Annotated in this window: 29 protein-coding genes and 4 pseudogenes; 20 read left to right on the top strand and 13 right to left on the bottom strand. The window is 69.8% G+C overall.

Annotated elements, in window-relative coordinates; genetic code table 11:
- Positions 1 to 17: 17 nt before the first annotated feature.
- Positions 18 to 284, bottom strand: coding sequence for a protealysin inhibitor emfourin (locus tag ACFY04_RS41670; protein ID WP_382550064.1), 267 nt, complete (start codon positions 282 to 284; stop codon positions 18 to 20).
- 302 nt (positions 285 to 586) lie between these two features.
- On the opposite strand from ACFY04_RS41670, the gene ACFY04_RS41665 reads away from it, so the two are divergent.
- Positions 587 to 889 (top strand): hypothetical protein, encoded by a 303-nt coding sequence (locus ACFY04_RS41665; protein ID WP_389126037.1) that lies wholly within the window; start codon positions 587 to 589, stop codon positions 887 to 889.
- 239 nt (positions 890 to 1,128) lie between these two features.
- On the opposite strand, the gene ACFY04_RS41660 is transcribed toward ACFY04_RS41665, so the two are convergent.
- On the bottom strand, positions 1,129 to 1,455 hold the full coding sequence (locus tag ACFY04_RS41660; RefSeq protein ID WP_382550066.1) for a helix-turn-helix transcriptional regulator: 327 nt from the start codon (positions 1,453 to 1,455) through the stop codon (positions 1,129 to 1,131).
- A 125-nt stretch (positions 1,456 to 1,580) separates the two neighbouring features.
- On the opposite strand from ACFY04_RS41660, the gene ACFY04_RS41655 reads away from it, so the two are divergent.
- The 3 genes from ACFY04_RS41655 to ACFY04_RS41645 all read left to right on the top strand — a co-directional run bounded on the left by ACFY04_RS41655 (position 1,581) and on the right by ACFY04_RS41645 (position 2,481).
- Complete coding sequence (locus ACFY04_RS41655; protein ID WP_389126034.1) at positions 1,581 to 1,934, top strand: STAS domain-containing protein; 354 nt, start codon at positions 1,581 to 1,583, stop codon at positions 1,932 to 1,934.
- Between the two features lie 134 nt (positions 1,935 to 2,068).
- A complete protein-coding gene (locus ACFY04_RS41650; RefSeq protein WP_389126033.1) occupies positions 2,069 to 2,353 on the top strand; it encodes a hypothetical protein in 285 nt (94 codons plus the stop codon).
- Positions 2,275 to 2,481 carry a DUF5133 domain-containing protein gene (locus ACFY04_RS41645; RefSeq protein ID WP_389126067.1) on the top strand — a complete coding sequence of 69 codons (207 nt, stop codon included), beginning with the start codon at positions 2,275 to 2,277 and terminating at the stop codon, positions 2,479 to 2,481. The genes ACFY04_RS41650 and ACFY04_RS41645 overlap by 79 nt, the downstream gene beginning before the upstream one ends.
- A gap of 604 nt (positions 2,482 to 3,085) precedes the next feature.
- On the opposite strand, the gene ACFY04_RS41640 is transcribed toward ACFY04_RS41645, so the two are convergent.
- On the bottom strand, positions 3,086 to 5,365 hold the full coding sequence (locus ACFY04_RS41640; RefSeq protein ID WP_389126030.1) for a catalase: 2,280 nt from the start codon (positions 5,363 to 5,365) through the stop codon (positions 3,086 to 3,088).
- 361 nt (positions 5,366 to 5,726) lie between these two features.
- Here ACFY04_RS41640 and tal point away from each other — a divergent pair.
- Together tal and ACFY04_RS41630 are read left to right on the top strand one after the other, a co-directional pair.
- Positions 5,727 to 6,845 (top strand): annotated as a pseudogene (tal, locus tag ACFY04_RS41635) (transaldolase); the annotation flags it as partial.
- A gap of 730 nt (positions 6,846 to 7,575) precedes the next feature.
- Positions 7,576 to 7,854, top strand: a complete 279-nt coding sequence (locus tag ACFY04_RS41630) for a GlsB/YeaQ/YmgE family stress response membrane protein (RefSeq protein WP_382550075.1) — start codon at positions 7,576 to 7,578, stop codon at positions 7,852 to 7,854.
- 12 nt (positions 7,855 to 7,866) lie between these two features.
- On the opposite strand, the pseudogene ACFY04_RS41625 reads toward ACFY04_RS41630, so the two are convergent.
- Positions 7,867 to 8,503: pseudogene (locus ACFY04_RS41625) on the bottom strand (IS5 family transposase); the annotation flags it as partial.
- 90 nt (positions 8,504 to 8,593) lie between these two features.
- Positions 8,594 to 9,013 carry a MarR family winged helix-turn-helix transcriptional regulator gene (locus tag ACFY04_RS41620; protein ID WP_389126027.1) on the bottom strand — a complete coding sequence of 140 codons (420 nt, stop codon included), beginning with the start codon at positions 9,011 to 9,013 and terminating at the stop codon, positions 8,594 to 8,596.
- Positions 9,014 to 9,114: 101 nt separating this feature from the next.
- Between ACFY04_RS41620 and ACFY04_RS41615 the strand changes: the two genes are divergently transcribed.
- The gene (locus tag ACFY04_RS41615) at positions 9,115 to 9,873 is read left to right on the top strand and encodes an alpha/beta fold hydrolase (protein ID WP_389126025.1); all 759 of its coding nucleotides are present in this window, start codon (positions 9,115 to 9,117) and stop codon (positions 9,871 to 9,873) included.
- On the opposite strand, the pseudogene ACFY04_RS41610 reads toward ACFY04_RS41615, so the two are convergent.
- The 3 genes and pseudogenes from ACFY04_RS41610 to ACFY04_RS41600 all read right to left on the bottom strand — a co-directional run.
- A pseudogene (locus ACFY04_RS41610) lies at positions 9,870 to 10,374 on the bottom strand (IS5 family transposase); the annotation flags it as partial. The gene ACFY04_RS41615 and the pseudogene ACFY04_RS41610 overlap by 4 nt on opposite strands.
- Positions 10,375 to 10,804: 430 nt before the next feature.
- Positions 10,805 to 11,206: an STAS domain-containing protein gene (locus ACFY04_RS41605; RefSeq protein ID WP_389126022.1), complete on the bottom strand. Its 402-nt coding sequence runs from the start codon at positions 11,204 to 11,206 to the stop codon at positions 10,805 to 10,807.
- 493 nt (positions 11,207 to 11,699) lie between these two features.
- Positions 11,700 to 12,368 (bottom strand): HSP18 transcriptional regulator, encoded by a 669-nt coding sequence (locus ACFY04_RS41600; protein WP_389126020.1) that lies wholly within the window; start codon positions 12,366 to 12,368, stop codon positions 11,700 to 11,702.
- 130 nt (positions 12,369 to 12,498) lie between these two features.
- On the opposite strand from ACFY04_RS41600, the gene ACFY04_RS41595 reads away from it, so the two are divergent.
- The 3 genes from ACFY04_RS41595 to ACFY04_RS41585 all read left to right on the top strand — a co-directional run bounded on the left by ACFY04_RS41595 (position 12,499) and on the right by ACFY04_RS41585 (position 13,948).
- Positions 12,499 to 12,933 carry an Hsp20/alpha crystallin family protein gene (locus tag ACFY04_RS41595; protein ID WP_389126017.1) on the top strand — a complete coding sequence of 145 codons (435 nt, stop codon included), beginning with the start codon at positions 12,499 to 12,501 and terminating at the stop codon, positions 12,931 to 12,933.
- 107 nt (positions 12,934 to 13,040) lie between these two features.
- Positions 13,041 to 13,436 (top strand): DUF2267 domain-containing protein, encoded by a 396-nt coding sequence (locus tag ACFY04_RS41590; protein ID WP_389126014.1) that lies wholly within the window; start codon positions 13,041 to 13,043, stop codon positions 13,434 to 13,436.
- Positions 13,437 to 13,501: 65 nt separating this feature from the next.
- Positions 13,502 to 13,948 carry a DUF2267 domain-containing protein gene (locus tag ACFY04_RS41585; RefSeq protein ID WP_389126011.1) on the top strand — a complete coding sequence of 149 codons (447 nt, stop codon included), beginning with the start codon at positions 13,502 to 13,504 and terminating at the stop codon, positions 13,946 to 13,948.
- A gap of 73 nt (positions 13,949 to 14,021) precedes the next feature.
- On the opposite strand, the gene ACFY04_RS41580 is transcribed toward ACFY04_RS41585, so the two are convergent.
- On the bottom strand, positions 14,022 to 14,195 hold the full coding sequence (locus ACFY04_RS41580) for a CsbD family protein (protein ID WP_389126008.1): 174 nt from the start codon (positions 14,193 to 14,195) through the stop codon (positions 14,022 to 14,024).
- Positions 14,196 to 14,321: 126 nt separating this feature from the next.
- On the bottom strand, positions 14,322 to 14,714 hold the full coding sequence (locus ACFY04_RS41575) for an ATP-binding protein (protein ID WP_389126005.1): 393 nt from the start codon (positions 14,712 to 14,714) through the stop codon (positions 14,322 to 14,324).
- Positions 14,715 to 15,570: 856 nt separating this feature from the next.
- Between ACFY04_RS41575 and ACFY04_RS41570 the strand changes: the two genes are divergently transcribed.
- From ACFY04_RS41570 to ACFY04_RS41550, 5 genes and pseudogenes are all read left to right on the top strand, one after another.
- A complete protein-coding gene (locus ACFY04_RS41570; RefSeq protein ID WP_389126003.1) occupies positions 15,571 to 15,900 on the top strand; it encodes a MerR family transcriptional regulator in 330 nt (109 codons plus the stop codon).
- A 291-nt stretch (positions 15,901 to 16,191) separates the two neighbouring features.
- On the top strand, positions 16,192 to 16,374 hold the full coding sequence (locus tag ACFY04_RS41565; RefSeq protein WP_389126000.1) for a hypothetical protein: 183 nt from the start codon (positions 16,192 to 16,194) through the stop codon (positions 16,372 to 16,374).
- Positions 16,375 to 16,549: 175 nt separating this feature from the next.
- A pseudogene (locus ACFY04_RS41560) lies at positions 16,550 to 16,756 on the top strand (CorA family divalent cation transporter); the annotation flags it as partial.
- Positions 16,757 to 16,784: 28 nt separating this feature from the next.
- Complete coding sequence (locus ACFY04_RS41555; protein WP_389125998.1) at positions 16,785 to 17,078, top strand: CorA family divalent cation transporter; 294 nt, start codon at positions 16,785 to 16,787, stop codon at positions 17,076 to 17,078.
- 156 nt (positions 17,079 to 17,234) lie between these two features.
- Complete coding sequence (locus ACFY04_RS41550; protein ID WP_382550334.1) at positions 17,235 to 17,405, top strand: hypothetical protein; 171 nt, start codon at positions 17,235 to 17,237, stop codon at positions 17,403 to 17,405.
- Positions 17,406 to 17,636: 231 nt separating this feature from the next.
- On the opposite strand, the gene ACFY04_RS41545 is transcribed toward ACFY04_RS41550, so the two are convergent.
- Positions 17,637 to 17,783 carry a hypothetical protein gene (locus ACFY04_RS41545; protein WP_389125995.1) on the bottom strand — a complete coding sequence of 49 codons (147 nt, stop codon included), beginning with the start codon at positions 17,781 to 17,783 and terminating at the stop codon, positions 17,637 to 17,639.
- 187 nt (positions 17,784 to 17,970) lie between these two features.
- Positions 17,971 to 18,156, bottom strand: coding sequence for a hypothetical protein (locus tag ACFY04_RS41540; protein WP_388625061.1), 186 nt, complete (start codon positions 18,154 to 18,156; stop codon positions 17,971 to 17,973).
- Positions 18,157 to 18,363: 207 nt separating this feature from the next.
- On the opposite strand from ACFY04_RS41540, the gene ACFY04_RS41535 reads away from it, so the two are divergent.
- The gene (locus ACFY04_RS41535; protein WP_389125992.1) at positions 18,364 to 18,639 is read left to right on the top strand and encodes an isoamylase early set domain-containing protein; all 276 of its coding nucleotides are present in this window, start codon (positions 18,364 to 18,366) and stop codon (positions 18,637 to 18,639) included.
- Positions 18,640 to 18,898: 259 nt separating this feature from the next.
- On the opposite strand, the gene ACFY04_RS41530 is transcribed toward ACFY04_RS41535, so the two are convergent.
- On the bottom strand, positions 18,899 to 19,813 hold the full coding sequence (locus ACFY04_RS41530; RefSeq protein WP_389125990.1) for a helix-turn-helix domain-containing protein: 915 nt from the start codon (positions 19,811 to 19,813) through the stop codon (positions 18,899 to 18,901).
- 333 nt (positions 19,814 to 20,146) lie between these two features.
- Here ACFY04_RS41530 and ACFY04_RS41525 point away from each other — a divergent pair, with 333 nt between their 5' ends.
- The 4 genes from ACFY04_RS41525 to ACFY04_RS41510 all read left to right on the top strand — a co-directional run bounded on the left by ACFY04_RS41525 (position 20,147) and on the right by ACFY04_RS41510 (position 23,189).
- Complete coding sequence (locus ACFY04_RS41525) at positions 20,147 to 20,947, top strand: DUF4394 domain-containing protein (RefSeq protein ID WP_389125987.1); 801 nt, start codon at positions 20,147 to 20,149, stop codon at positions 20,945 to 20,947.
- A 164-nt stretch (positions 20,948 to 21,111) separates the two neighbouring features.
- On the top strand, positions 21,112 to 21,450 hold the full coding sequence (locus ACFY04_RS41520) for a PRC-barrel domain-containing protein (protein ID WP_382550356.1): 339 nt from the start codon (positions 21,112 to 21,114) through the stop codon (positions 21,448 to 21,450).
- Between the two features lie 360 nt (positions 21,451 to 21,810).
- Complete coding sequence (locus ACFY04_RS41515; protein ID WP_389125985.1) at positions 21,811 to 22,677, top strand: DUF1206 domain-containing protein; 867 nt, start codon at positions 21,811 to 21,813, stop codon at positions 22,675 to 22,677.
- A gap of 122 nt (positions 22,678 to 22,799) precedes the next feature.
- Complete coding sequence (locus ACFY04_RS41510) at positions 22,800 to 23,189, top strand: hypothetical protein (protein ID WP_389125983.1); 390 nt, start codon at positions 22,800 to 22,802, stop codon at positions 23,187 to 23,189.
- Positions 23,190 to 24,012: the final 823 nt, after the last annotated feature.

Genomic DNA, 24,012 nt, shown 5'->3' with positions numbered 1-24,012 from the left:
CTCTCTCGGGCGGATGGTCAGGCTGCAGCGGCCAGAACGGTGTCGATCAGCTGCCGCTGGTCCTCGGTGAGGTACGGATCCTGTAACTCCACCAGCTTGCTGTCGACGCGGACGACGTAGCTGAAGCCGTCCGGAACGGGGTCCTGCCCCGCAGGGACCTCACCGCTGAGCGCGCGCTCAGCCAGCTGCTCCAGCTCGAGCCTGTCGCCACGGCACTCCGTTTCGAGCGAGGCAGTCTGCTCCCGGCCCGCAAATCCGCCGGTGCGTGTGACGGTGATCAGCATGGTGAATCCTCCTTGAACAGAGCACCGCTTGGTCGGGCGTTCGGCCGGAGCCGGGCTCGTAGGCGGTGCACGGCTGTCGTCAGCCTTCGTCTGCCCGCAAAGGCCGCGTACACGGCCTCTCCGCGTCCTTCGAGCGGAAGATGTCCGAAACACGGCTCTGCCATACGTCGGATGCTCGTACGGGCGAGCGGGTGTGGCGCCGAAGCGGAAGGCGCAGAACCAGGGCGGCACAGGCTGCGGGGCCAGTGGGAGGATTGATGTATCCGGGTGGGCGTGCCTGGCCACACGGCTGGTCTCCGGACGTGGATGAGTCCCAGCAGCAGGACAATCCAAGCGCCCACCGCTCCTTCCACACGGAGGAATACGCCCCTGCCAAGGGGCCCGGTCGTACCGGATCCAAGGAAGAAGCGGGCAATCCCCACGGCAGGCCTTCCAGGAGCACAGGCAAGCGCGGGGAGGAACAGAAGAAGGGCTCCGGTGACCAGGGGATGCACGACCACGACCTCGGCCCGAAGGGCCGCTCCCGGCGCCCCAGTGGAACCAAGGACGCCTCCGCCACCACCGGTGTCGACCCCCAGGACCCTCCCGGTACCCGCAGCGCCTGATCCAGTGCCTCCCGCAGAGCCTGGCCGTACTTGGTCGCCGGTGTCCGCGTCATCGACTCGCTTCCGACGCCAGGGCATGTAACTGATGCTTCCCGCCCTCGCACTTGGTGACGCACGGCGCACGTTGTTGGCGAGGGTGGCCCCGGCCGCTTCCCGGCGCCGGTGGGCGGTACGGCGGCGAGTCCGGAACGCTCCCGCTGTACCCGTGGCCGGCGCCGCTCGTACCGCCGTGGTGTCGCTCAGCTCTGCCGTGGTGTCCCCGGCGCAGGAGGGTCGTCGGCGAAGAGGGTGAGGAGGCCCTCGATGTCGCGGCCCGCCTCAGCAGGGTGGCGGAACGTAGCTCCGGGGTTGATGCGGTAGCGGTTGCGGCGTCCGTCGCGTACCCGGGTGAGGTATCCCCCCTGTTCCAGGTCCGCGACGATCGCCTGGACGGTCCGCTCGGTGAGCACGCAGGTCTCGGCGACCTCCCGCAGGCGCACTCCGGGGTCGCGGGCGAGAGCGAGCAGGACACGGGCGTGGCTGGTCAGGAACGTCCACGACCCGCCGGTAAGTCCTTCGTCGCGCACGCCTCCAGCATGCGCCCATTTCAGATATACGTCCTGTTTTTCACGTATTTCTTGACGTATGCCGGAGGGGCGCCGACGATGCTGGTGGAAGCAGAATCAGCCCCAGGAGTTGTGGGGAGGCAGCGGTGAACGGGACCGTGCAGGACGAGCGCCCCGACATCCCGGGAACAGTCGGCCTGGAGGTCGGGGTGAACCCCGGCCCGCTGCCCGGGACGGTCCAGATCGTGGTGATCGGCGAGATCGACTTCGACAACGCCACGTTCCTCCGCGAGACCCTCCTGGCCGCCCTCTCCTCCCACCGCGCCACCCTCCTCGTGGACCTGGAGCGGGTGACCTTCTGCGACTGCGCCGGCCTCAACACCCTCCTGACCGCCCGCCACGCGGCCCTGCAAGCCGGACGCAGCCTGCACATCACGGCGGAAGGCCGCCGGGTCGAGCGGCTCCTGAACCTCACCGACACCCGCCCCCTCCTCACCTGAACGCACGCGCTCGAAAGCAGGTGACCCCCATGACCGCCCCCGCCCCCCTCGCACGAGGCCCCGGAGTCCACCGCATTCCCGGGACCCCCGCCACACCCGTGCCGTCCGATCGGGCAGTCCAGGGGGCTGTGGGCATGCTGATGGCGACGACCCCGGCCACGGCCCGCGAGGCAGAGCGCATCCTGTCCGCCGCGGCCGTGGGGGCCGGCCTGCCCGAAACCGCCCTGGCCGCCGCGGTACTCGACGCCTCCCGCGGCAAACCCGTCCCGGCCCGCCCCGAGCGGGCGCTGCGCCAGGCCGTCCACACGGCACGCACCCCGGACCCCGCCCCGTCCTCGGCATCGGGCCCGTATCTGCTGCCGCTGCGGGAGGACGCCGAGAAGCCCTCGGCCGGTTCTTCGAGACCCGCCTGCGCCTGACCGCTGCGCCCGCAGACCCCGAAACACGCCGCGCCTTCGAGGACTCCCTGTTCACCCTGTGCATCCTCATGGGCCAACCCTGCGCCCCCGAGGCACTGCACGAGGCCGTCCAGTACAGCGAGAGCTGACCCCATGGCCCTTACGGCCCCGAAGCCCAGGCCGGTCGGCAGGCCCCGCCCGCCCCTGACGGAGAGACGGTCGATCACGAACGCCAAGAAACGCGACCCGCGCCCGAAGCTGCTTCCCGATGAGGGAGCGACCGTGGACGAGCACGGCCGCCCGCCGGGAGTCCCGTCCCGGACAGGCCCCGGCGCCGGCCCGCCGGCCGACCCGGCCCGTGTGGAGCGTGCCGGCAAGGAAGGGACACACCGGAAGACCGGTGCGGAACTGCCTGCGGACTCAGGGGGCGAGCGCGCTGAATGAGGTGGCCGGGGCCGGGAAGGCGCAGCACACGGCCGAGATCGCACTACGAGCCGAGGAGGGTTGTCATGCCTCGTGGTTCCAGTCCGAAGCGGGAAAGGCAGTACGAGCACCCCCCGATCTGAGGCCAGTCGGCGGAACAAGGCGTCCCCGTGGAGGGACGCCTTTGTGTTGCGAAGATCGCCGCTGGCACGGGCGTTGGCCTGGCCATTGCGTGGCCTGTTCAGAATGAGCCGGACGGCGGGGATCAGGATGCGCCGCCGTCCGATCACGCCCTGCGGACGAGGGCGTGGCTGCGGCGAAGACGGGGTGTCACGCAGAGGCGGGGAAGCGTTCCCAGACGCGGTGGGCTGAGAGCAGTTCCATGAGCTGGCGCATTCCTTGGGCGCCGTCGCTGATGACGACGCCGGGGTTGCCGACCGAGATCCCGGCGGCCTCGAAGAGGGCTTCGGCCCCGCCCAAGCCGATGAGGGCCTTGCCGTGCTGGTAGGCCTCGGCGAGCAGAGCGAGGACTCGAGGGTCGCTGACCGGCGGCCTGGGGGCTCCCGCCTTGGCGTCGCGAGCACCGTAGGCATCGGCACCCGCTCCGGGCACGCCCGCGAAGATCAGCGCGTCGAATTCGACCGAGCGGGCGGTGGCGAAGGTGCGCTGGACCGTCACCGTGTCGTCGCCGGTGCCCAGCACCCCGCCGGCCGCCGCCACGACCAGCGGCACCATTCCGGCGTCGAGGACGGCCTGGCGCACCCCGTTCACGCCGACCATGTCCATGGCCTGGCCGGTGACGATGCCGATGACGCGTCCGTCCAGCGGCCAGGTGCGGCCGACCTGGGACAGAGCGGGGTTGGGGCGGGCATCGGCGAGCGGCTCGATGGCGGCCGGCGCCGGCAGGCCCAGTCCGGCCGCGACCTGGACGCACAGCTCGGGGTCGATGTTGGCGAGCACGCCAAGAGCGCGTTCCTTGATGGCCTGCTCGTAGCACTTGGCCAGTTCGAAGGTATAGGCGGCGATGATGTGCTCGCGTTCGACCGGGCTCATGCTGAGCCAGAACAGGCGCGCCTGGGAGAAGTGATCGGCGAACGAGGCAGGTGCTGCGCGGACCTTGCGTCCGGCAGGAACCTCGACGGGTACCTCGATGAACGCGCCGGTGTCGGCGCCGGCGAAGAAAGGGCACCCGCCGTCGAGGCTGTTGGGCTTGTAGGGAGCCACGCCCCGGTGCACGGCCGTCTGGTGAAAACCGTCACGGAGCATGTCGTTGACGGGCGCGTGGGTCCGGTTGATCGGGATCTGCGGGAAGTTGGGGCCGCCGAGCCGGGTGAGCTGGGTGTCCAGGTAGGAGAACATCCGCCCGGCCAGCAGCGGGTCGTCGGTCGCGTCGATACCCGGCACGAGGTGGCCGGTGTGGAAGGCGACCTGCTCGACCTCGGCGAAGAAGTTCGACGGGTTCGCGTTCAGCGTCAGCAGCCCGACCGGCTTCACCGGCGCGAGCTCCTCCGGGACGATCTTCGTCGGGTCGAGGAGATCGATGCCCTCGAACATCTGGTCTTCGGTGTCGGGGAAGGCCTGGATGCCCAGCTCCCACTGAGGAAACGCGCCGGACTCGATCGCGTCGAAGAGGTCCCGGCGGTGGAAGTCGGGATCCACCCCGGCCAGGAGCTGAGCCTCCTCCCATACCAGGGAGTGCACGCCCAGCTTGGGCTTCCAGTGGAACTTCACCAGCGTCGTGGTGCCCTGGGCGTTGACGAGGCGGAAGGTGTGGACGCCGAAGCCCTCCATCATCCGGTAGGAGCGGGGGATGCCGCGGTCGGACATGTTCCAGAGGGTGTGGTGGGTGGCTTCGGTGTGCAGGGACACGAAGTCCCAGAACGTGTCGTGCGCGCTCTGGGCCTGTGGGATCTCCCGGTCTGGGTGCGGTTTGCCGGCATGGATGACGTCGGGGAACTTGATCGCGTCCTGGATGAAGAACACCGGGATGTTGTTCCCGACCAGGTCGAAGACGCCTTCCTCGGTGTAGAACTTCGTGGCGAAGCCACGGGTGTCGCGCACGGTGTCGGCGGAGCCGCGCGAGCCGAGCACGGTGGAGAAGCGCACGAACACCGGCGTTTCGGTGTCCCGGGCGAGGAACGCGGCCTTGGTGACCGCTTGCGCGGTGCCGTAGGACTGGAAGACGCCGTGTGCGGCCGAGCCGCGGGCGTGGACCACGCGCTCGGGGATCCGCTCGTGGTCGAAGTGCATGATCTTTTCACGCAGATGGTGGTCCTGCAGCAGCACCGGCCCCCGGGGGCCGGCCTTCAGCGAGTGGTCCGTGTCGGGCAGACGTACACCCTGCGCGGTCGTCAGAAAGGCGCCGCTCTGCGCGACCCTGGCCTGTTCGGCGCCGGTGGGCTGTCCGGTCGGACCGACCGTCTCCGGGCCGCTCTGATCCGCCTTCGGCGGCAGCGGCTCCACCGGCTCGGTGGGCTCTACCAGCTGCGGGGAGACCGGAGCCGGCTTGCCCGGCACCCCGTCCTCCGGCCCCTGGGCCGCCGTCGTACCACCGTGCACCATGTCGGCGATCTTGTCGGTGACCGCCTGCACCGGGTACTTCTCGGGCATCGCATCTCCACGTGAAAGGGCTGGGCCGTACAGATGTCACCGAGGGCCACGGTCCCCAAACCAGGGATGCGCCGACTGCACCACACCGCGCCGCCGACCGAGCCGAGGGCATCCCCGAACGAACCCGCCCCCCTTGCCACGTGCACGCTCGAGCCGGGACGGACCGCAGTGGAGTGCAGACTCGTCGGCGCTCGCAGCGCATGCCGCCTGCAACTCGCCCCGAGCCCACCGACACGCTTGGTGCGGGGCATGCCGGGCAGACGCACAGAGAAGCCCGGTGTCGGCAGCTCGCCGGCAAGTGCCCGCCGGGTGAGGGGCGGCGCCAGCGCGAACAGCGTCGCCCCCTTTCTGGAGGTCTCACATGTCTGCTTCCGCAACTTCCCATCCGCTTTCCGTCTTGTCCGCAGCGGGGGTGTCGGTATGGCTCGATGACCTGTCCCGGGAGCTTCTGGCCGGCGGGGAGCTCAAGGACCTGATCGCGGACAAGCACGTGGTGGGGGTGACCACGAACCCGACGATCTTCGCCTCCGCTCTGTCCAAGGGAGACCGCTACAACCAGCAGCTGCGCCGTCTCGGCGGTGCGGGCACCGGCGTCGATGACGCGGTTTTCGCCATCACCACCGACGACGTGCGCGATGGCTGCGAGGTTTTCGAACCCGTGCACCGGAAGACCCGCGGCGTCGACGGGCGTGTCTCCATTGAGGTGGATCCCCGGCTGGCACGGGACGCCGACGCCACCATCGACCAGGCCCGCAAGCTGTGGAAGGCGGTCGACCGGCCCAACCTGCTCGTCAAGATCCCGGCCACTGTGGAGGGATTGAAGGCGATCACAGCCGTCATCGCCGAGGGCATCAGCGTCAACGTCACGCTGATCTTCTCCCTGGACCGCTACCGCGCCGTGATGAACGCCTATCAGAGCGGTCTGGAGCAGGCCCAAGCTGCAGGACACGACCTGTCGGACATCCAGTCGGTCGCCTCGTTCTTCGTCTCCCGCGTCGACTCCGAAGTCGATCGCCGCCTCGACGCCCTCGGCAGCCCCGAGGCCCGGAAGCTCAGGGGCAAGGCTGCGATCGCCAATGCCCGGCTGGCCTACCAGGCCTACGAGCAGATGCTCGCGGAGCCCCGCTGGCAGCGCCTGGCCGCAGCCGGAGCCCGCGCGCAGCGCCCTCTGTGGGCGTCCACCGGGGTCAAGGACCCGTCCTACCCCGACACGATGTACGTCAGCGAACTCGTCATCCCGGGCACCGTGAACACCATGCCGGGTACCACCCTGGCCGCGTTCGCCGACCACGGCACGCTCCGCGACAACCAGCCGACGCCGGACGACTACGCGAGCGCCGGCGCCCACCTCGAAGCGCTGGAACACATCGGCGTCGATTTCACGGACGTCACCGATGCCCTGGAACGCGAAGGGCTGACCAAGTTCGAGGACAGCTGGAAGGAGCTCAGAGCCACAGTCGGGCGCAAGATGCACTCCGAAGCCGGAGCCCAGGACGACGGCGGGAGTAGCCCTGGCGGTTCCGAGGGCTCTGATCTGCTGGCGATCTACCTCAACGACCACTATTCCGGCGCCACGGGCGGCCTGGAACTCTTCCGGCGGGCCGCGGACGCGCACAGGGACAAAGCGGACGGCAAGGTCCTGGTCGACCTGGCCCGCCAGGTCGACCAGGACCGCAACTCACTGGTGCAGATCATGACTGGCCTTGGAGTGCGCCCCAGCCACTCCAAGGCTGCCATGGGCTGGCTTGCGGAGAAGGCAGGCCGCCTCAAGCCCAACGGGCATCTCCTCTCCCGTTCCCCACTCAGCGACCTGCTGGAAGCGGAGTCCATGCTCTTGGGAATCCAGGGCAAGGCAGCCTTGTGGCGAACCCTGCGTGCCCAGGCCGAAACCGACGAGCGCCTCTCCGTCGAGGATTTGGATGCCCTGTTGGAACGCGCCGAGCAGCAAAGCAAGCTCATGGAGAACCTGCGCGTCGCGGCAGCCAGCCGGGCGCTGCGCCCATAGGACCACCGGCAGGAGCCCCCTGCAGCCAACGGGCTTGTACGGCGCCGGGCGCTACCTGGTTCACAGGCTGGCTATGCCACACAACGAGAGTGGTCGGCCGTCAGAATCTGCCGTGAGCGAGAACCAAGGTCCGAAAGTTTAGAAATCTCGAACCGGTGAAGACGCGTATTATCAGCGGCTTTTTTCATCGAGGTAGGAGAAGCGCATGGGCATTATTGCCTGGATCCTGATCGGACTGCTCGCGGGCTTCATCGCGAAGGCGCTGATGCCGGGCAAGGACCCGGGCGGCGTCATCATCACGATGCTCATCGGCATCGCGGGCGGCCTGCTCGGCGGCTGGCTCGGCAAGGTCATCTTCGGTGTCGACTCCATCGACGGTTTCTTCGACCTCTCCACCTGGATCGCCGCGATCATCGGTTCCGTCATCCTCCTCGCCCTCTACCGACTGGTGACCGGCAACCGGCGCCACCACCGCCACGCCTGAGCGACCGGCCCCCGACGGAAACGGCTCCCCCTCCTCCCGAGGGCGGAGCCGTTCCGCTGCCTGCACCCCGCACACCGGGCCGGGGCGTCGGATTCCCCGGCGGCGCAGATGAGCCCGGATGGCGCGTGAGGAGTAGGCGCGGTCGGCCAGGACGGCCGCGGGCCTGGTCCGTGGCCGTCCCGGACTGGTGCGAGGTACCGGATGCGGGCTATCACCCCCTCGAAGGCAGGTGCGTCACCGGCCGGGCCGTCGCGGTGATGGTGAAGGCCAGGGGTCGGGCCCGGCCGTCGTCCGCCAGGTGGACCTTGGTGCTCAGGCCTCCGCGGGAGCGTCCGAGTGCGTGGTCGAGTAGCTCTTGGCGTCTCGCCGCCCCTTTTGAGTGCTCTGGCGGAGTGCTGGTGGGCCCGGACCGCGGTGGAGTCGACCGACACGGTCCCGTCGATGTCGTCGGCCGCGTCCGCCGCGGCCAGGATTCGCTCACAGGTGCCGTCGACGGCACATCTGACCAGCCGGTTGTGCGCGGTCTGGAACGGACCGAGCTCGCTGGGCGGGTTCCGCCGGGGCGAGTTGGTGCGGTACTTCAGGCGGTGGCTTCCAGGGTGCGGCGGTGGTTGGCCCACCGCCGGCCGCGGACCGGGTCGGCCGGCATCAGCGGCTCGATCCGGTCTCACATCACATCGGTGATCACTAATCGGACAGACGCATCGATCAACTGACCGACCCATCAAAGAGACACGCGCTAGCCCTCTCCGGCCGCGAGTACCTGCTCCAGCAGCGCGCCGAGCTGGTCGAGTTGGGCCTCGGCGAGGGGGGCGAGTGAGCGGTCCACCTCGGCGGCGACCCGGCGCGCGCCCTCCTGCCGGATCTCTTCGCCGTGCGGGGTGAGGGCATGCCGGACCGCCCGGCCGGGGCCCGGGACGCGTTCGATGAGGCCCCGGGATGCCATCCGGGCGGCGAGGGTGCCGAACGCCTGGTCGGTCTGGAAGGTGAGCTGGGCCAGGTCGTGCAGCGAGGCGTCCGGGTGTGCGTGCAGATGACGGAGGGTGTCCCACTGCGCGAGGGAGACGCCGAGCGGGGCGAGGGTGGCGGTCAGCGCGCGGTGGTGGCGGTTCTGGAGGCGCTTCACGGCGAGCGCGACCTGCTGCGGGGTCCGGGTCACGGGATTCAGGCTAGCGCAAACCCAGCCTGCTGATCTAAGGTTGCTTATATAAGCATGTTGATTAGTGTCGACGCAGCCGCACTTATCCCCCGGGAGACCCCATGAACGCCACCGCCCCCGTCCCGTTCACCGTCAACGAGACCGGCTCCGGCCGCCCCGTCCTGCTGCTGCACGGCGGCGCCGGGCCCGCCTCCATGCGGCCGTTCGCCGCGCTCCTGGCCGAGCGCCACTCCGCCCGGGTGCTGCTCCCCACCCATCCCGGCTTCGACGGCACCCCACGCCCCGCCACCCTGGACGGCATCCGCGCGCTGGCCGCTGCGTACACCGCGCTGCTGGCCGAGCGCGGGCTGACCGGTGTCACCGTGGTGGGCAACTCGATCGGCGGCTGGATCGCCGCCGAGATGGGCCTGCTGGACGAGGGGCGGATCGCCGCCTCCGTCATCCTCAACGGCGTCGGGATCACCGTGCCCGGCCACCCGCTCGCCGACTTCTTCGCGCTCCGCCCCGACGAGGTGGCCACGCTCTCCTTCCACGACCCGGCCCGCTCCCCGCTCGCCGCCGGCGACCGGTTCACCCAGGCCCAGCGCGCCACGATGGCCGCCAACCGCGAGACACTGTCGGCGTACGCGGGCCGGGAGATGGCCGACCCGACGCTGGCCGGGCGGCTGGCGGCGACCCGCGTGCCCACCCTGGTGGCTTGGGGCACCGCCGACCGGATCGCCTCGCTGGGATACGGCGAGGCGTACGCAGCCGCCATCCCCGGCGCCGTCTTCCGGCCGCTGGCCGACACCGGACACCTCCCGCAACTGGAGACGCCGGAGACGGTGCTCGCAGCCGTCGCGGAGTTCACCACGCCCTAAGGCCTGTCTGGCAAATGGTCACCTGGCCGGTTCGCGGAGCCAGAGGATCAGGGAGGCCAGAACGAGTCCGGCGCGATAGCGGTCGGCGGGTTTGTCGAACCGCATGGCGATCGCGCGGAACTGCTTTATACGGGCAAAGCATCATTCGACCACGTTGCGATCGTGGTAGGCGACTTTGTCGAAAGCGGGCGGCCGGCCGCCGCGGGCTCCGCGCCGTCGGCGGTTGGCGATCTGGTGGCGGCGCTCGGGGATTGTGGCGGCGATGCCCCGGCGCCGCAGCAGGTGGCGGATCGCCCTGCTGAAGTAGGCCTTGTCGCCCAGGACCCGCTCCGGAGCCGTGCGTGGCCTGCCCGTTGTGGCGCGCGGGACGTGGATCTCGTCGAGGACCTGGCCGAACGCGGTGGCGTCGTTGACATTGCCGGGCGTGAGGACGATCGACAGCGGCAGGCCCCGGCCGTCGAGAGCCAGGTGGACTTTGGTGGTCGGCCCGCCTCGGGACCGAAGCGCTCATCGGCGCCAGAACCGGCACCCTCACCCGCCCCCAACTCCTCGTCCTCGGGCGCCACGACTCCACCGGCCGCCTCCGCCCCATCGGCCGCACCGTCCCCCTGCGCCCCGACGCGCCCATGCGCTCGCCGAGCACCTCACCCCGGCCGGCACCGGCCATCCCTAGACCGGTGCGAAGTTCTCCTCGGCCTGGGGCACTCGCGAGGTCCTCGACACCACCCTGGTCCGGCCCGATCTCGTCGCGGAGATCAGCGCCGACACCTCCGTCGACCGCGGTGGCGTCTACCGGCACCCGATCCGGTACGTGCGCCTGCGCCTGGACGCGACCGTCGATGACGTGCCCGGGTTCGGCGGGGCCCGGCCGCAGCCAAAGGGTGACGGCCACCACCAAGTTCAGGCTCAGGTCGTGGCCGCTCGTGCCCCGCTATGCGGACAGCGAGTCGGCAGGGAAGTTCGCGTCCTGGGCGCGTTGTGCGCGTTCCTCGATGAGACGGCGGAAACCGGCTACGGCATAGCGATCTCCGGTGGAGGAGCCTCGCCCTGGAATGCCGGCGACCTGGGCCATGAGCTGCTGGGGTTGGGGCTGCCAGCCGATGGCCAGGACGCGCAGGCCGAGGCATTCCGCGCGCCGGTGCAGGTCCAGGAGGTGGAGCAGGCCGGAGGCATCCATGGCCACTACGCCGTGCAGGTCGACCATGAGGTCCCGCGCGTCGACGGCGACATCGTCCAGCGCCTGCTGGAGCAACGCCCCTGCGTCCTCGTCGAGTGTTCCCTCGGCGCTGATCAGGACCGAGCTGCCGCAGTGCCGGACGTCCGTGGTGATCATGCGATCTCCTTCCCCCGGAGGCACCAAGGCCTGTCGGGCCCCCATCCTGGCCCGGCGCTCACCCGTGCTGGTGCCAGGCGCGCTGAAGCAGTGGCCTCGGACGACGGGCACGATGGATGGCTTTCCTGGCCGGTCCGCTGTGGTGAGCTCGGTGCCGGCCAGCTGGCTGGCGAGGGAACTGATCACCTGCCCGATGGCGAGAACGAGGAGCCGACGCCTTGGCGGCCGAGACGGGGTGCAGCGGCTTCTGCGAGGCTGGCCCGGCTTCTCCCTGCCGGTCTTTGGTCAGCTTGCTGGTCCCTTCAAGGCAACCCCTGCGGCCGACTGTCCTGGTGTGGTTGCCTCCGCTTCCGGCGCAGGCAACCCGCTGCCGACCCGAGATGTGACAGCCTGGCGCGGGGCTCGGCCTCGGGCTCTCAGGCCGGGCGGATCGGACCGACCTGCGCGATCTTTCAGACACGGTCACGGCCGACGGTCCCCGGGCAGGTGCTGTTCAGGTGCTGCGCTGGCCGTGGGTGGTGTGGCGGAGTTGCTCGGTGTGCCGGGTCAGAGCGTCGATGCGTTCGGCAAGTTCGGCGTCCTGGGGCCGCAGGTGGATCCGGGTGTCGGTCAGGGGGCGCACGAGGCGGGCGGCGTCGTCGTGGCCGAGGGCCTGGTTCAGGGCGCCGACCGCGTCTGCGGCGTCGGCGGGGAGGTCGGTGAGGGCGGTGACCTGTGCGGCGAGGCGTCGGAGCTCGGCTGCGTTGTCGCGGGCCCAGGCGGTGACGGTTCGGTCGGCGGCGCGCGTGTCGCGGGTGGCCTGGACGCGTTCTTCGCCGGTGGAGCCGGGGGTGCCGGGGCGCAGCCGGAGGTAGCGGCGTTCGGCGGCCTGGCGGCTGGCGACTCCGAGGGGTCCGGCGAGCTCGGCCCAGCTCGCGCCCTCGTCGCGGGCGGTTTCGATCAGCCCGCTCTCCCAGCCGGCAAGCTGTTCGCGGACCTCGCGCAGCGTCAGCAGTGCGGCCAGGGCCGGGTGTGGGCCGGAGTCGGCGGCGGATGGCGCTGGGGTCGCAGGCGTTTGCGCGCAGGACTGCTGCGCGTCCCTCACGGACTGGTTGATGGCCTCCAGGGCTGCCGCGGCGGCGCTGAAGGGGACGGGTGGGGCCGGCGGGGTGGGTTCGTTCATGGGGCTCTCCGTCGTCTCGTCATCCTCCAGATGACCACGTGCTTGTCATCGTTTCGATGACATGTTACAACGGTGGCACGTTGAAGCGCATTGGCAGTTTCTGCCTGAACCAAACTGGAGGTGTTTCGCGATGTTGATGCGCACTGACCCGTTCCGCGAGATGGACCGGATCGTCCAGCAGCTGTCGGGTACGTCCGGGACCTGGTCGAAGCCCTCGGTCATGCCGATGGACGCCTACCGCGAGGGCGAGGAGTATGTGATCGCCTTCGACCTTCCCGGCGTGAGCCCGGAGGTGATCGACATCGACGTCGAGCGGAACATGCTGAAGGTCAAGGCCGAGCGCCGGCCCACGGACCGGCCCGAGGGTGTGCAGATGGACCTCTCCGAGCGGCCCCTCGGTGTCTTCTCCCGCCAGATCATGCTGGCCGACACCCTCGACACCGAGCGCATCCAGGCCGACTACGACGCGGGTGTCCTGACCCTGCGCATCCCGATCGCCGAGCGCGCCAAGCCCCGCAAGATCAGCATCGGCAGCGCCGACGGCCGCAAGCAGATCTCCGGCTGAGTCCTCCAGCATCAGCCGGCCACGGAGGGCGGGGGAGAGCCGAATCCCCCTCCGACACCCCGCCCTCCGCACCCCTTTTCCTCCTTACCTGCTCTGGAGGTGACGTGATGTCGATGCGCAGAGAGTCGTTCCTGGCCCACGTCCAGGAACGCGGCGAGTACGAGACCACGGAAGAGGCCGACCGCGTTGCCCGTGTCGTCCTGGCCCTGCTGGGTGCACATCTGGTCGGCAGCGTGCGGGCGCAGCTCGCCGCGCGGCTTCCCGAGACGTACGCCCTGATCCTCCTCAACCCCCTGCAGGCCGCCGAACCGCTCTCACCCGAACGCTTCGTCCGTGCGACCGCGGCCTGGATCGAGGGCGCCACGGAGAAGACGGCGCTGTGGGACATCGGCGCGGTCCTGTCCACCGTGGCCGCCGCGGCGGGCGACGTCCTCATGCGTGAGGTTCTGCTCCAGCTCCCGCCCGGCTACGACGTCCTCTTCGGCCACCCCCAGCCCACCTGACCCTCAAGCCCAGCCGCCCACCGGCCGCAGGCCGGGTCCTTCGCAGAGAAAGGCAAACCGCAGCCATGTACGACCAGCCTCGACCGAACCGGTCCACCCCCGCCATGACCTTCGATCAGATGCTGGAACGCGTGCGCTACGAAGGCGCCTACCCCACACGCGAACGCGCCGCAGAAGCCGTCCACCACGTCCTGGCCGCCCTCGGCCGACAGCTCACCGGCGAGGAACGCGTCGACCTCGCCCAGTGCCTGCCCGTCGAGGCCGCCCTCACCCTGACTGCTCAAATCCCCACCACCGCACACCTCACCGGCTGGGGCTTCGTCAAAGACCTCGCCGCACGCACCGGCGCCACCCCGGCCACCACCCGCTGGGACACCGGCGCCGTCCTCGCCGTCGTCACCCGCCTCGCCGGACCCGACCTCCTCGCCCGCATCCTGCGCAAGCTCCCCGGCGGCTACGCCCTCCTCTTCGGCCAGGCAGAACTGCGCCAGCCCCAGCCCGCCGCCGCCTGACCCACACCGGCGGCGGCCGGACACGCGTCGGGGCCGGGACCACTCCTGCGATCCCGGCCCCGACGCGTGACGATCAATGCTTGAAGACGTCCTTGACCTTCTCCTTGGCCTGGCGGGCGTCGCCCGTGGCCTGCTCCGTGCGGCCCTCGGCGGTCAGCCGCTCGTTGCCCGTCAGGCGGCCAGCGGTCTCCTTGAGCTTGCCCCTGGCCTGCTCGGTCTTCGCCTCGGTCTTCTGCTCACCAGACACAGCTGATCACTCCCTCTTGGGTGGAAACGCCTTACGCAACCCCGTGTGGCCGCTGACGGTCTCGTAAACAGGCCGGCGGCAACTGTCCTGCGCGGGCTCATGAGGGCTTCGGTGCGGCCCGGCGCGCTACCGGGGGAGAAGGGCGCGGATGGTCTTGCCGCCTTCGGGCCCGGGCATGAGGACGGCGGCGAGGGAGAGGTCGTTGACCATGTGCCAGCCGAATCCGCCCGCCCCGTCGACGAGGTCGGGGGTCCGCATCCGCGGCATCCGCGGGCTGGGGTCCTCGACAGCGACCTCGATGCAGCTGGGGTGCGCGGTCAGGCGGAGGGTGTAGGCGCCACCACCATGATGCAGGGCGTTCGTCACCAGCTCGGAGACGACCAGGACGACCGTGTCGGCCTGCTCCCGACAGATGGCAGGCTGCCCGAGGGCTTCGAGGAACGCCCGGGCGGCCCGGCGCGCCTCGGCGACGGCGGCCAGAGGCCGAAGGGCTGTGCGCTCGGCACTTGTCGTGGTCATTGCGCGCTCCGGGTTCTGTTGTCGGTGTCCGGCCCTGTCTGCCCGGTCCGTTGTGCCCCCGCCCGCAACCGTTCAACCCGACGGCACCCGATTACCTCAGTGACACGCACGCGAAAATCTACGTCGTCCAAAGTAGACATTGAGTGGTGGGGTCGTTATGGTTTCTCTCGTAGCCCAGAGAGACCGCAGGGCCTGGCAGAGACGAACTGCCGGGCAGCAGTACCCGCAGTTGCAGTTCGCAGGACGGTGCGGTGGTGGAGTTCCGAAGCCAGGGTCGTTGCAGGACGGCGACGGGGCTGACGACCGGACCGGGCGGCCCGCAGTGATCAGGGGCCGCCGCAAGCAGTACGGCAGTTGACGCAGTGGCAGTACCGGTAAGTGCAGTTCGTAGTACCCAGCAGTGAAGTCAGTGAGCAGTACCTCGGTGAAGGCGTCGGCTGCGGGCGCGCGCACCGGGACATTCGGCGGTGGGGTTCTAAGCCAGAGCAGACGCACGATGGGCGACGGGGCTGACTGCCGGAGCGTGGCGCTTGGTCAGGCCACTGAGCAGTTCGCATCACCAGCAGTACGCAGTAACCGTTTGATGAGTGATTGTTCCCAGAGGGAAGAACGGAGGAGCGAAGCGCCATCAGGATCGCCCGGGTTGAAGGCTGAGCCCGGGTACCGCAGGACATCGATAGTGAGGTGGTCTCCGGTCAAGCAACCGCGATCCCCGCATCTCCCGTCCCCGTTCGGGCGGGTCAGCGGACAAAGAAGGCCGACGCAGTACCAGGGTCGGCAGATGGTGTAGCAGTTCCTTCGGGGCCCTGGTGCCATTGGCACCAGGGCCCCTCCACGCGTTCCACAGAGAGGTGCGATGACAGCAGACGACTCGTTCGGCCGTCTCGACGACGACGACTACCCCGCCTACACGATGGGCCGGGCCGCCGAGATGCTCGGCACCACCCAGGGCTTCCTCCGCGCCATCGGCGAAGCCCGCCTGATCACACCGCTCCGCTCCGAGGGCGGCCACCGCCGCTACTCCCGCTACCAGCTGCGCATCGCAGCCCGCGCCCGGGAACTCGTCGACCAGGGCACCCCGATCGAGGCCGCCTGCCGCATCGTCATCCTCGAGGACCAGTTGGAAGAAGCTCAGCGGATCAACGCCGAGTATCGCCGTGCCGCCGGTTCGGCGGCGAAGGGGTAGCCGAGGCCCCAGCCGAGTTCTGGCATGGGCTCGACGTTCATGCCCTAGACCGTGCCGATCAGGGCCGGGGCGAAGAGGATCGCGGCCCCTGGTCGCGGGTAGGTTGCATCCCTACGAATCGGATCAGGGCAAGAGGCAGCAGATGGTGGCGCAGCGGGGTCGCACCGACGGTGAAGGTCTGCCGTCGGCGGTGGTGGACTGCGCGCTCTACGAGGACGGCCGCCGCATCCCCGGCCAGGTGAACCTCGCCACGGTCATGAAGCGGATAGACCCGCAGGAGGGCCGGTTCGCGTGGATCGGCCTGTACGAGCCACCGAGGAGCAGCTCCAGGAGGTCGCCGAGGACTTCGGCCCGCACCCCCTCGCCGTCGAGGACGCCGTCCACGCCCACCAGCGGCCCAAGCTGGAACGCTACGACGACATGCTGTTCCTCGTGCTGAAGACGATCGTCTCTACGTCGACCACGAGAAGGTGACCGCGACCAGCGAGATCGTTGACACCGGCGAAATCATGGTCTTCGCCGGCCCCGGGTACGCGATCACCGTCCGCCACGGCAGCGCACCGCCGCTGGAGGACGTACGCCGACAGCTCCGGACGATCCGCGGCAGCTGGGCTGCGGACCGGCCGCCGTCCTGCACGCGGTCGCGGACATGGTCGTCGACCGCTACATCGACGTCGCGGACGCCTTCGCCGGCGACGTCGACTCCCTGGAGGCCGAGGTCTCCTCCCCCGACCGCCCCGTCGACGCCGGTCGTATCTACCAGCTCAAGCGCGAGCTCCTCGAGTTCAAGCGCGCCGTCATGCCGCTCGCCGGCGCCCTGCAGCGCCTCAGCGAAGGCGCCTTCCCCGGGATCCCGGCGAAGGTCGCCACGTACTTCCGGGACGTTGCCGACCACCACCAGCGGTCAGCGAACAGATCTTTCCTTCGACGAACTGGTCTCCGGCATGCTCAGCGCCAGCATCGCCCAGCTCGGCGTCCAGCAGAACGCCGACATGCGCCGCATCAGCGCCTGGGCCGCCCTCATCGCCGTCCCCACCATGAGCGTCGGCGTATACGGCATGAACTTCGAACACATGCCTGAACTGGGATCCCCGTACGGCTACCCGGCTGTGTGGGTGCTCATCCTGACCGTGTGCACCGTGATCTACCGGGCGCTGCGCCGCAACAAGCGGCTGTAGCGGCCGGCCACGCCACTCGCCGGCTCATCCAGGGGCGGTAGGCCCGCGCGCCGACGCCTGTCAGGGGCCGCCCGGATCTACCCTGAAGGGAAGGAACCGGCTCATGTCGGCGCCCTCCTCGTCCGGCGCGTGCCCTCTTCCTGGGAGGTGGCGGTCATGATTGTCTTCCTGGCGCTGCTCATCGCCGGAATCGCTCTGGTGGCCATCGGTGCAAGCGTCGACGGCATGCTCTATCTGCTTTCCGCCGGCGTACTGGTCCTCGTCGCCGCTCTGCTCTACCTCGCGGTGCGCTCGATATGGCGGACCACCCACCGCCCGGCCCACTGACGTACTCCGGGAACTCCGCCGATGGCCGGGACCGGTTCCGCGGCGCGGCCCGCTTCCAGCAGCCGCCGGCGCACGTGGTCGGCCCGGCCTCACGTCGGGTGTCGCCGGGTGTAGTGGCGTCTGGCCCATGCCGGCAGGAGGAACCACAGGGCGGCCCCCAGACCGTGACGCCTGCGGTCAGCCACAGCGCGGGGGTGTCGTCCATGGCGATACGCAGGACCAGGGGCAGGGTCAGGACCACGGTGGCGGCGAGCTGACGATGCCGGTCTTGGTCATGAGGGAGGCCACCGCGACGCCCTGGGGCTTGATGTGGCGGCCAGCGACCAGGCGGTGGAGGGAGACCGGCCCGATGACGTTGTTCCTGCGTCGGATGTCCATACCCGCATCCTCCCAACCCCGCTCACCGCTCCGGCAGGGCCCCCGCAGGGCCTCGTCCCGCAGCGGCAGGCTCTGCGGTTCGTACGCCCGAGGCCTGTCTGGAAGCCGGCGCCGGGCGGGCGTGACAGAGCCCGGCCGGGTGACTACGGGCCCGGACGGGCTCTGCGTGCGTGGGATTCCGCGCGGCTCAGAAGCCGTCGTCGCGCTCGTCGCGGAGCAGGTCTTCCTCGCGGCGCCGCTCCATCTCCTCGGGGCGCTGGCCACGGGAGGGTGTGCCGGGCCCGGGGTGAACCGGGTCCTGACCGGGCCGCTGCGGGCGCTGCTGCTCCTCGCGGCCCTTGCCCGGCTCCTGGCGCTTGTCCTTACCGCCCATGACGGCCACTCCTTGGTACGTGGGGGTACTGCTTCCTCCCGCCCAAGCTGACACGAATCGTCACCGTGCGTATCATTTCACTACGGAACGTGGCGGAAGGGTGGTGTCCGGCTGGGCTGCGGATGCGCCGGAATGCGGGCTGGGCATCCGGTGCGGAGGATGGGCCCCCAAGCCCCGCCCGCCCCGCGTCGTCAGGAGCCGATCGCCATGCTGGAGCGCACGCCGCGCAAGGACCGCACCGAGGTCACCTTCGTCCTCCCCGCTGACACCCCGCCCGGGCCGGTCAGCGTGGTCGGCGACTTCAACGCCTGGCGGCCCGGTGTCCACACCCTGGCTCCGCGCAAAGACGGCAAGCGGGCGGTCACGGTCACGCTGCCGAGCGAGAGCAGCCACTCGTTCCGCTACCTCGCGGCCGGGGACTACTGGTTCAACGACGAAAGCGCCTGCGACCAGGACGGCTCCAACAGCCGCCTGCACACCTGATGGCCCAACCGGCGTAACGCGGAGCGTCCGCAGGCGTTGAGAGTGCGACACGTGCCAGCCGGCCCACACCCCCCGGGCCGGTATCCGTGTGACGGTCCTGCCACCCCGCCCGGCGGCAGGACCGTCGTCACGTCGTCATCCGGGGAGCCCGGCCCGGGAGCACACCAGGAGGGATGCGGTGCCGGCGGCATCCAGGACGCGGGTGACACGGCGGAGGTGCGCGCCACTCAGCGTGAAGGCCGCGCCGCCGCAGGCGGCTTCACGCTTCGGCGCGCTGATGCCCGAGCAGTCGCAGTTGGTGGGAACTGGCGTCACTTGCTCGGGCGTGGCTCCTGCCGGCATGGGTGATGAGCTGACGGGTGCTCTCCGGGTCCAGCGCCTTGGCCTGGAGGTGCTCGTACATGACGCTGTAGTGGTCTACGTCGGATCGTTTCTCCAGGTAGAGGTCGCTGGTGAACCGTTCCAGATACACCGTGCCCTTCCCGGGGGCGTCCGCGAACGTCAGGATGGAGAACTGGCCCGAGATGCCCGGGTGGGCTCCCGCCTCGTATGGGAGGACCTGCACGGTGAAGTGCGGCTGGGTACTGAGGCGGTTCAGGTGCTCAAGCTGTTCGCACATGACATCGGGGCCGCCGACCACGCGGCGCAGTACCGATTCGTCCAGCACGGCCCACAACCGGAATGCGCGGGCCGGGTGGTGCGCCCGGTGCTGTCGGCGCAGCCGTAGCCGAAGGCGCACGGCCCTCTGTTCAGGCGTGGCCAGAGGGATCGTTTCCGCAATGACCGCGGCCGCGTAGGCGGGCGTTTGCAGCAGGCCGGGCACCACCATGGACTCGTAGGAGTGGATCGAGGAGGCGCCCGTCTCCAGGCCGATGTAAACGGCGTACGGGACCTCGCCGAAGGCGACCCACCAGCCGTGGCGGCCCGACTCCCTTGCCTGCCGCATCAACGCGTCGACGATCTTAGGGTCCGTGACCCCGTAGAGGCCGCACCGGTCCCGCACATCACGGGGCTTGATGACGCGGCGGCCGTTCTCCAGGTGGCTGATCTTGGACTGGGAGATCATCAGCTGTTCGGCCACCTGGGTACTCGTCAGGCCACTGGCCAGGCGCAGTCGGCGTAGCTCCGCGCCGAGGCGACGCCTTCGGACGGTGGGATTCTCGTTCGCCGCCACGGGCGGTCTACCTCCGGCTCGGGACCGTCTACCAGCCACGCGAATGCCACGGCCGGGCCCGGCTGAACGCGTTCGCCGTGCAGAAACGATCAACGAGCCTTGAAGCCAAGCGTCACCTTGTGCGAGCCCGGCCACCGTCCCGAGATGGCGCGGCCGTGCCCGTCGTCACCGCGCGGGGTGAAGGCGCCTCCATCTGGCTGCGTTCGACGGGCCGGAGCGGGACGTGACTGGTTGTGTCTGCCAGGGACGCCCGGCTGTGCGGGCGGCTCGACTCAGTGGAGAACTCATGCGCAAGGCAGTCCTTGTGATGGCGCTCGCCGCCGCGCCCTGTCCGTGACCGGACCGGCGGTGGCCGCGGACAGCGACCAGCACGACCACGGCCGGGGCGGTCTGAAGGTGACCGGCCTGACCGACGGCCAGCGTTTGGTGTCGTTTCGCGTCAGCGACCCCGACCGGGTGTCCTCGGCGGGAACCGTCACCGGTCTCGCCAGCGACACGACGCTGGTCGGGATCGACTACCGCGTCCAGGACGGTCTGCTCTACGGCGTGGGCAACGCCGGCGGGGTGTACACCCTCGACACCGCGAACGCCGCCGCGACCAAGGCGTCCCAGCTGAGCATCGCCCTGGCGGGCACCGCCTTCGGCGTGGACTTCAACCCGGCCGCCGACCGGCTGCGGATCATCAGCGACACCGGGCAGAACCTGCGCCACAACGTGAACGTCGCCACCGGCGGAACCGTCGCCGACAGCACGCTCACCACCCCGCCGGCCACCACCCCCGCCCTGGGCGTCACCGGTGCCGCGTACGCGAACAACGACCTGGACGCGGCGACGGCCACCAGCCTGTTCGACGTCGACACCCTGAACGACCGCGTGGTGCTGCAGTCCCCGGCCAACTTCGGCACCCTCGCCCCCACCGGCAACCTTGGCGTCGACGCGGGACCCAGCGCGGGCTTCGACATCTACTTCTCGCCCAGGGGCGGCAGCAACCAGGGCTTCGCCGCCCTCTCCATCGGCGGTTCCTACCGCTTCTACAAGGTCAACCCGCTCACCGGTGCGGCCCGCGACGCCGGCGCCTTCCCCGCTGACCGGCAGGTCTTCGACGTCGCCCTGCCCCTGAACCAGAAGGAGTAGCGGCCTCACCGACCCCCGCACCGCCGTCCTCGCCGGGGCCGGCCTGGGCTGGCCGGGTGACAGCCGGGGCGGCTGGCGTAGTGACAGGCCGGCGATCACGCTACGGCGGGCAGGGTTCCTAAGAACGCCCCTCACCCCATGAAGGAGAGACATCCGTGGCTGACATGTGGAGCTACAACCCCGATTCGCACTACACGCCCGGCACCAGCCTGGTCGGTTTCAAGGTCGAGGCCAGCGACGGGCACATCGGCAAGGTCGACGAGGCCACCGAGGACGTCGGCGCCTCCTACATCGTCGTCGACACCGGGCCGTGGATCTTCGGCAAGGAGGTCCTCATCCCCGCCGGCACCGTCGTACGTGTCGACGTCAAGGAGGAGACGATCAACGTCAACCTCACCAAGGAGCAGATCAAGGACTCCCCGGAGTACGACAAGGACAAGCACCGCGGCGACGCCGCCTACCGTGACCAGCTCGGCCAGTACTACGGCCGCGACCACAGCTGAGCCCACGCCTCCGGCCTGCGCCTCCCCACCACGCAGGGGAGGCGCAGCACCGTAGGACCTGCGGGTGCCGAGGCCGCTGTCGGTGGCTTCGCCAGCGGAACGGACCTACCGTGGGAGAGAACCCGCTCATGCGTGGCGCCGCCCAGCGGACAGATGACGCGCAGGCGCCGGAGGCACGTACCTGGGCAGGGAACGGCACCGGCGCCTCGTCCGAGGTCGAAGGCAGCCGAAGCGGGACCAGCGAAGACCCGGCGGCAGTCGTGAACAGGGCACGCCACACGAAGCGGACCAGCGGCGAGGATCGCCCGCAAGCATCATCCGCCGCGCTGGCTGGCTTCGGTCCGCCATAGGGAGGTGCCCATGTCCGTCGGGAAGGACGCGGCCCCCACCCCGTCTAAGGGGCAGCGCGTGGCCGACAGTCATGCTATGGAAGCCGCGGCCCGGATCGGGCTCTGTGCCCGGGGAGTGATCTACGTGCTGGTGGGCCTGCTCGCCGTACAGATCGGGTTCGGCGGGGACAGTGGCAAGGAGGCCGACCGCTCCGGCGCGGTGAGCACCATCGGTGATCAGCCCTTCGGCCGCGTGCTGCTGTGGGCGCTGGTGGTGGGCCTGGCGGCGATGGCCCTGTGGCGGCTGTCGGAGGCGGTATTCGGCCAGGCTGTAGCCGGCGGTGACACCTGGACCCGGCGTCTCGGCTGCCTGGGCCTGGCCGTCTTCTGCACGGTGATCGCTATCGGCGTGGCGCAGACCGCGCTCGCCGGCGGGTCTGCCGGCGGCCGTCCGGGCGACGAGACGTCGCAGGACTACACGGCCAAGGTTTTGAACTGGCCGGGTGGGCGGGTGCTCGTCGGCGTGGTGGGCGCTGTTCTGGTGATCGTGGGCGTGGTGATCGTCGTCCGCAGCCTGATGCGGAAGTTCGAGGACAACCTGCGGACCGAGGAGATGAGCGCGACCACGCGACGGGTCGTCGCATGGCTGGGCGTCATCGGCGGCGTCGCGTGCGGCGTGATCGCGGCAGTCGCGGGCCTGTTCATCGTGCTGGCTGCCGTGCGGTTCGACCCCAGCCAGGCCAAGGGACTCGACGCGACACTCCGCTCCTTCGCCGCCACCCCCGCCGGACCCGTGCTCCTGATCGCGGCAGCGGTGGGCCTGCTGCTGTTCGGCCTCTACTCGTTCTGCGAGGCCCGCTGGCGCAAAGCCCCGGAGCACGACGCCTCGGCCGAGTAACCCCTGCCCTCCAGCCGCCAGGGAAGCCGGAATGCCCGCTCAGCGAGCAAGTGGGACAATTTGGTTATCACGGGTAGCGCGCTTGTGCGCGTCCATTCCGAGGAAAGACGGCAGGTCAGGTCATGGCCAAGCAGCCGAAGGCGTCCCAGCCCCGCGATGGCGAGGGAATCAGCCGACACAAGGGCAGCAAGCAGCACGGCTGGTCTCCCGACGTGGACGAAACCCGCCAGCAGGACAACCCCAGCGCCCATCGTTCCTTCCACCCGGACAAGTACGCCCCCGCCAAGGGCCCCGGCAGAAAGATCTCCAAGGAAGAGGCGGGCAACCCGCACGGCAAGCCCTCCAAGAGCATGGGCACCCGCGGCGAAGACCAAAAGAAGGGCACCGGCGACAAGGGGATGCACGACCTCGGCCCGCGAGGCCGCTCGCAGCGCCCCAGCGGAACCAAGGACGCTTCCGCCACCACCGGCGTGGATCCTCAAGACCCCCCTGGTACACGCAGCGCCGGCTAGGTACGACCGCCAGCATTTCTCAACACTTTGACGCGAGGTGCGGCGCCGGGCGGAGCCGGCCGTGGAAGTCGCGCGTGAAGCGGCTGCGAGGTAGTAGATGGGGCCGACGTCCTCCGGGACCGTCTCGTTCGTTGCCGTAGCGTGAAGCGCGTCCATTAATCAAAGCTGGCTGCTGTGCTTATTGGACCCGTGATGTGCCCCGCTCCTCCCCGGAGGAGCGGGGCACTACCGTTTCCGCTCCCGGCAGGGCTCGCCCCCTACATCGTCCCGGTTCGCCGAGGCGTGCGGTCTCGTGAGTACGGTAGGTCTCCCACGAATTTGCACGATATGGGAGAGCACGTGCAACCATCGCACCCCGCGCACTCATTACGCGCGGAGAAGGCGTTCAGGTCCCTGCTAGCCGGTGCTGGCGCGCAGCTCCTGGAAGGCTCCTGGCTGGGAAACTCGGCCCCCCACGCGGTGCGTTGCGCCGCCGGACATCTCGTAACGCCTCGCCCGGCCAACCTTCAGCAAGGGCAAGGGATCTGCCGGATCTGTGCCCGACGATGCGCCAAAGCCGCAGAGGCCGCCTTCCGGGAGCGGCTCTCGTCGGCTGGCGCCACTCTCCTGGAATCGGGGTGGCGCGGTGTCCACTACCCGCATCGCATCCGCTGCGCCGCAGCCCACGAATCCGCCCGCCGTCCATCAGCGGTCCGACGGTCGGGCTGGGTATGCAGGTCCTGCCCCCGGCCTTAGAGCTCGTAACAGGATCTTGGTGAGATGTCCTGGTCAGCCGTGACCGGTGTGACGATTCGGCCGTTCGTGATGGTGTGAGTACTCGGCC

The sequence above is a fragment of the Streptomyces sp. NPDC001549 genome (genome assembly GCF_042894025.1).
Classification (GTDB): domain Bacteria; phylum Actinomycetota; class Actinomycetes; order Streptomycetales; family Streptomycetaceae; genus Streptomyces; species Streptomyces kutzneri.
This window is presented reverse-complemented; position numbering and strand designations above follow the sequence as displayed.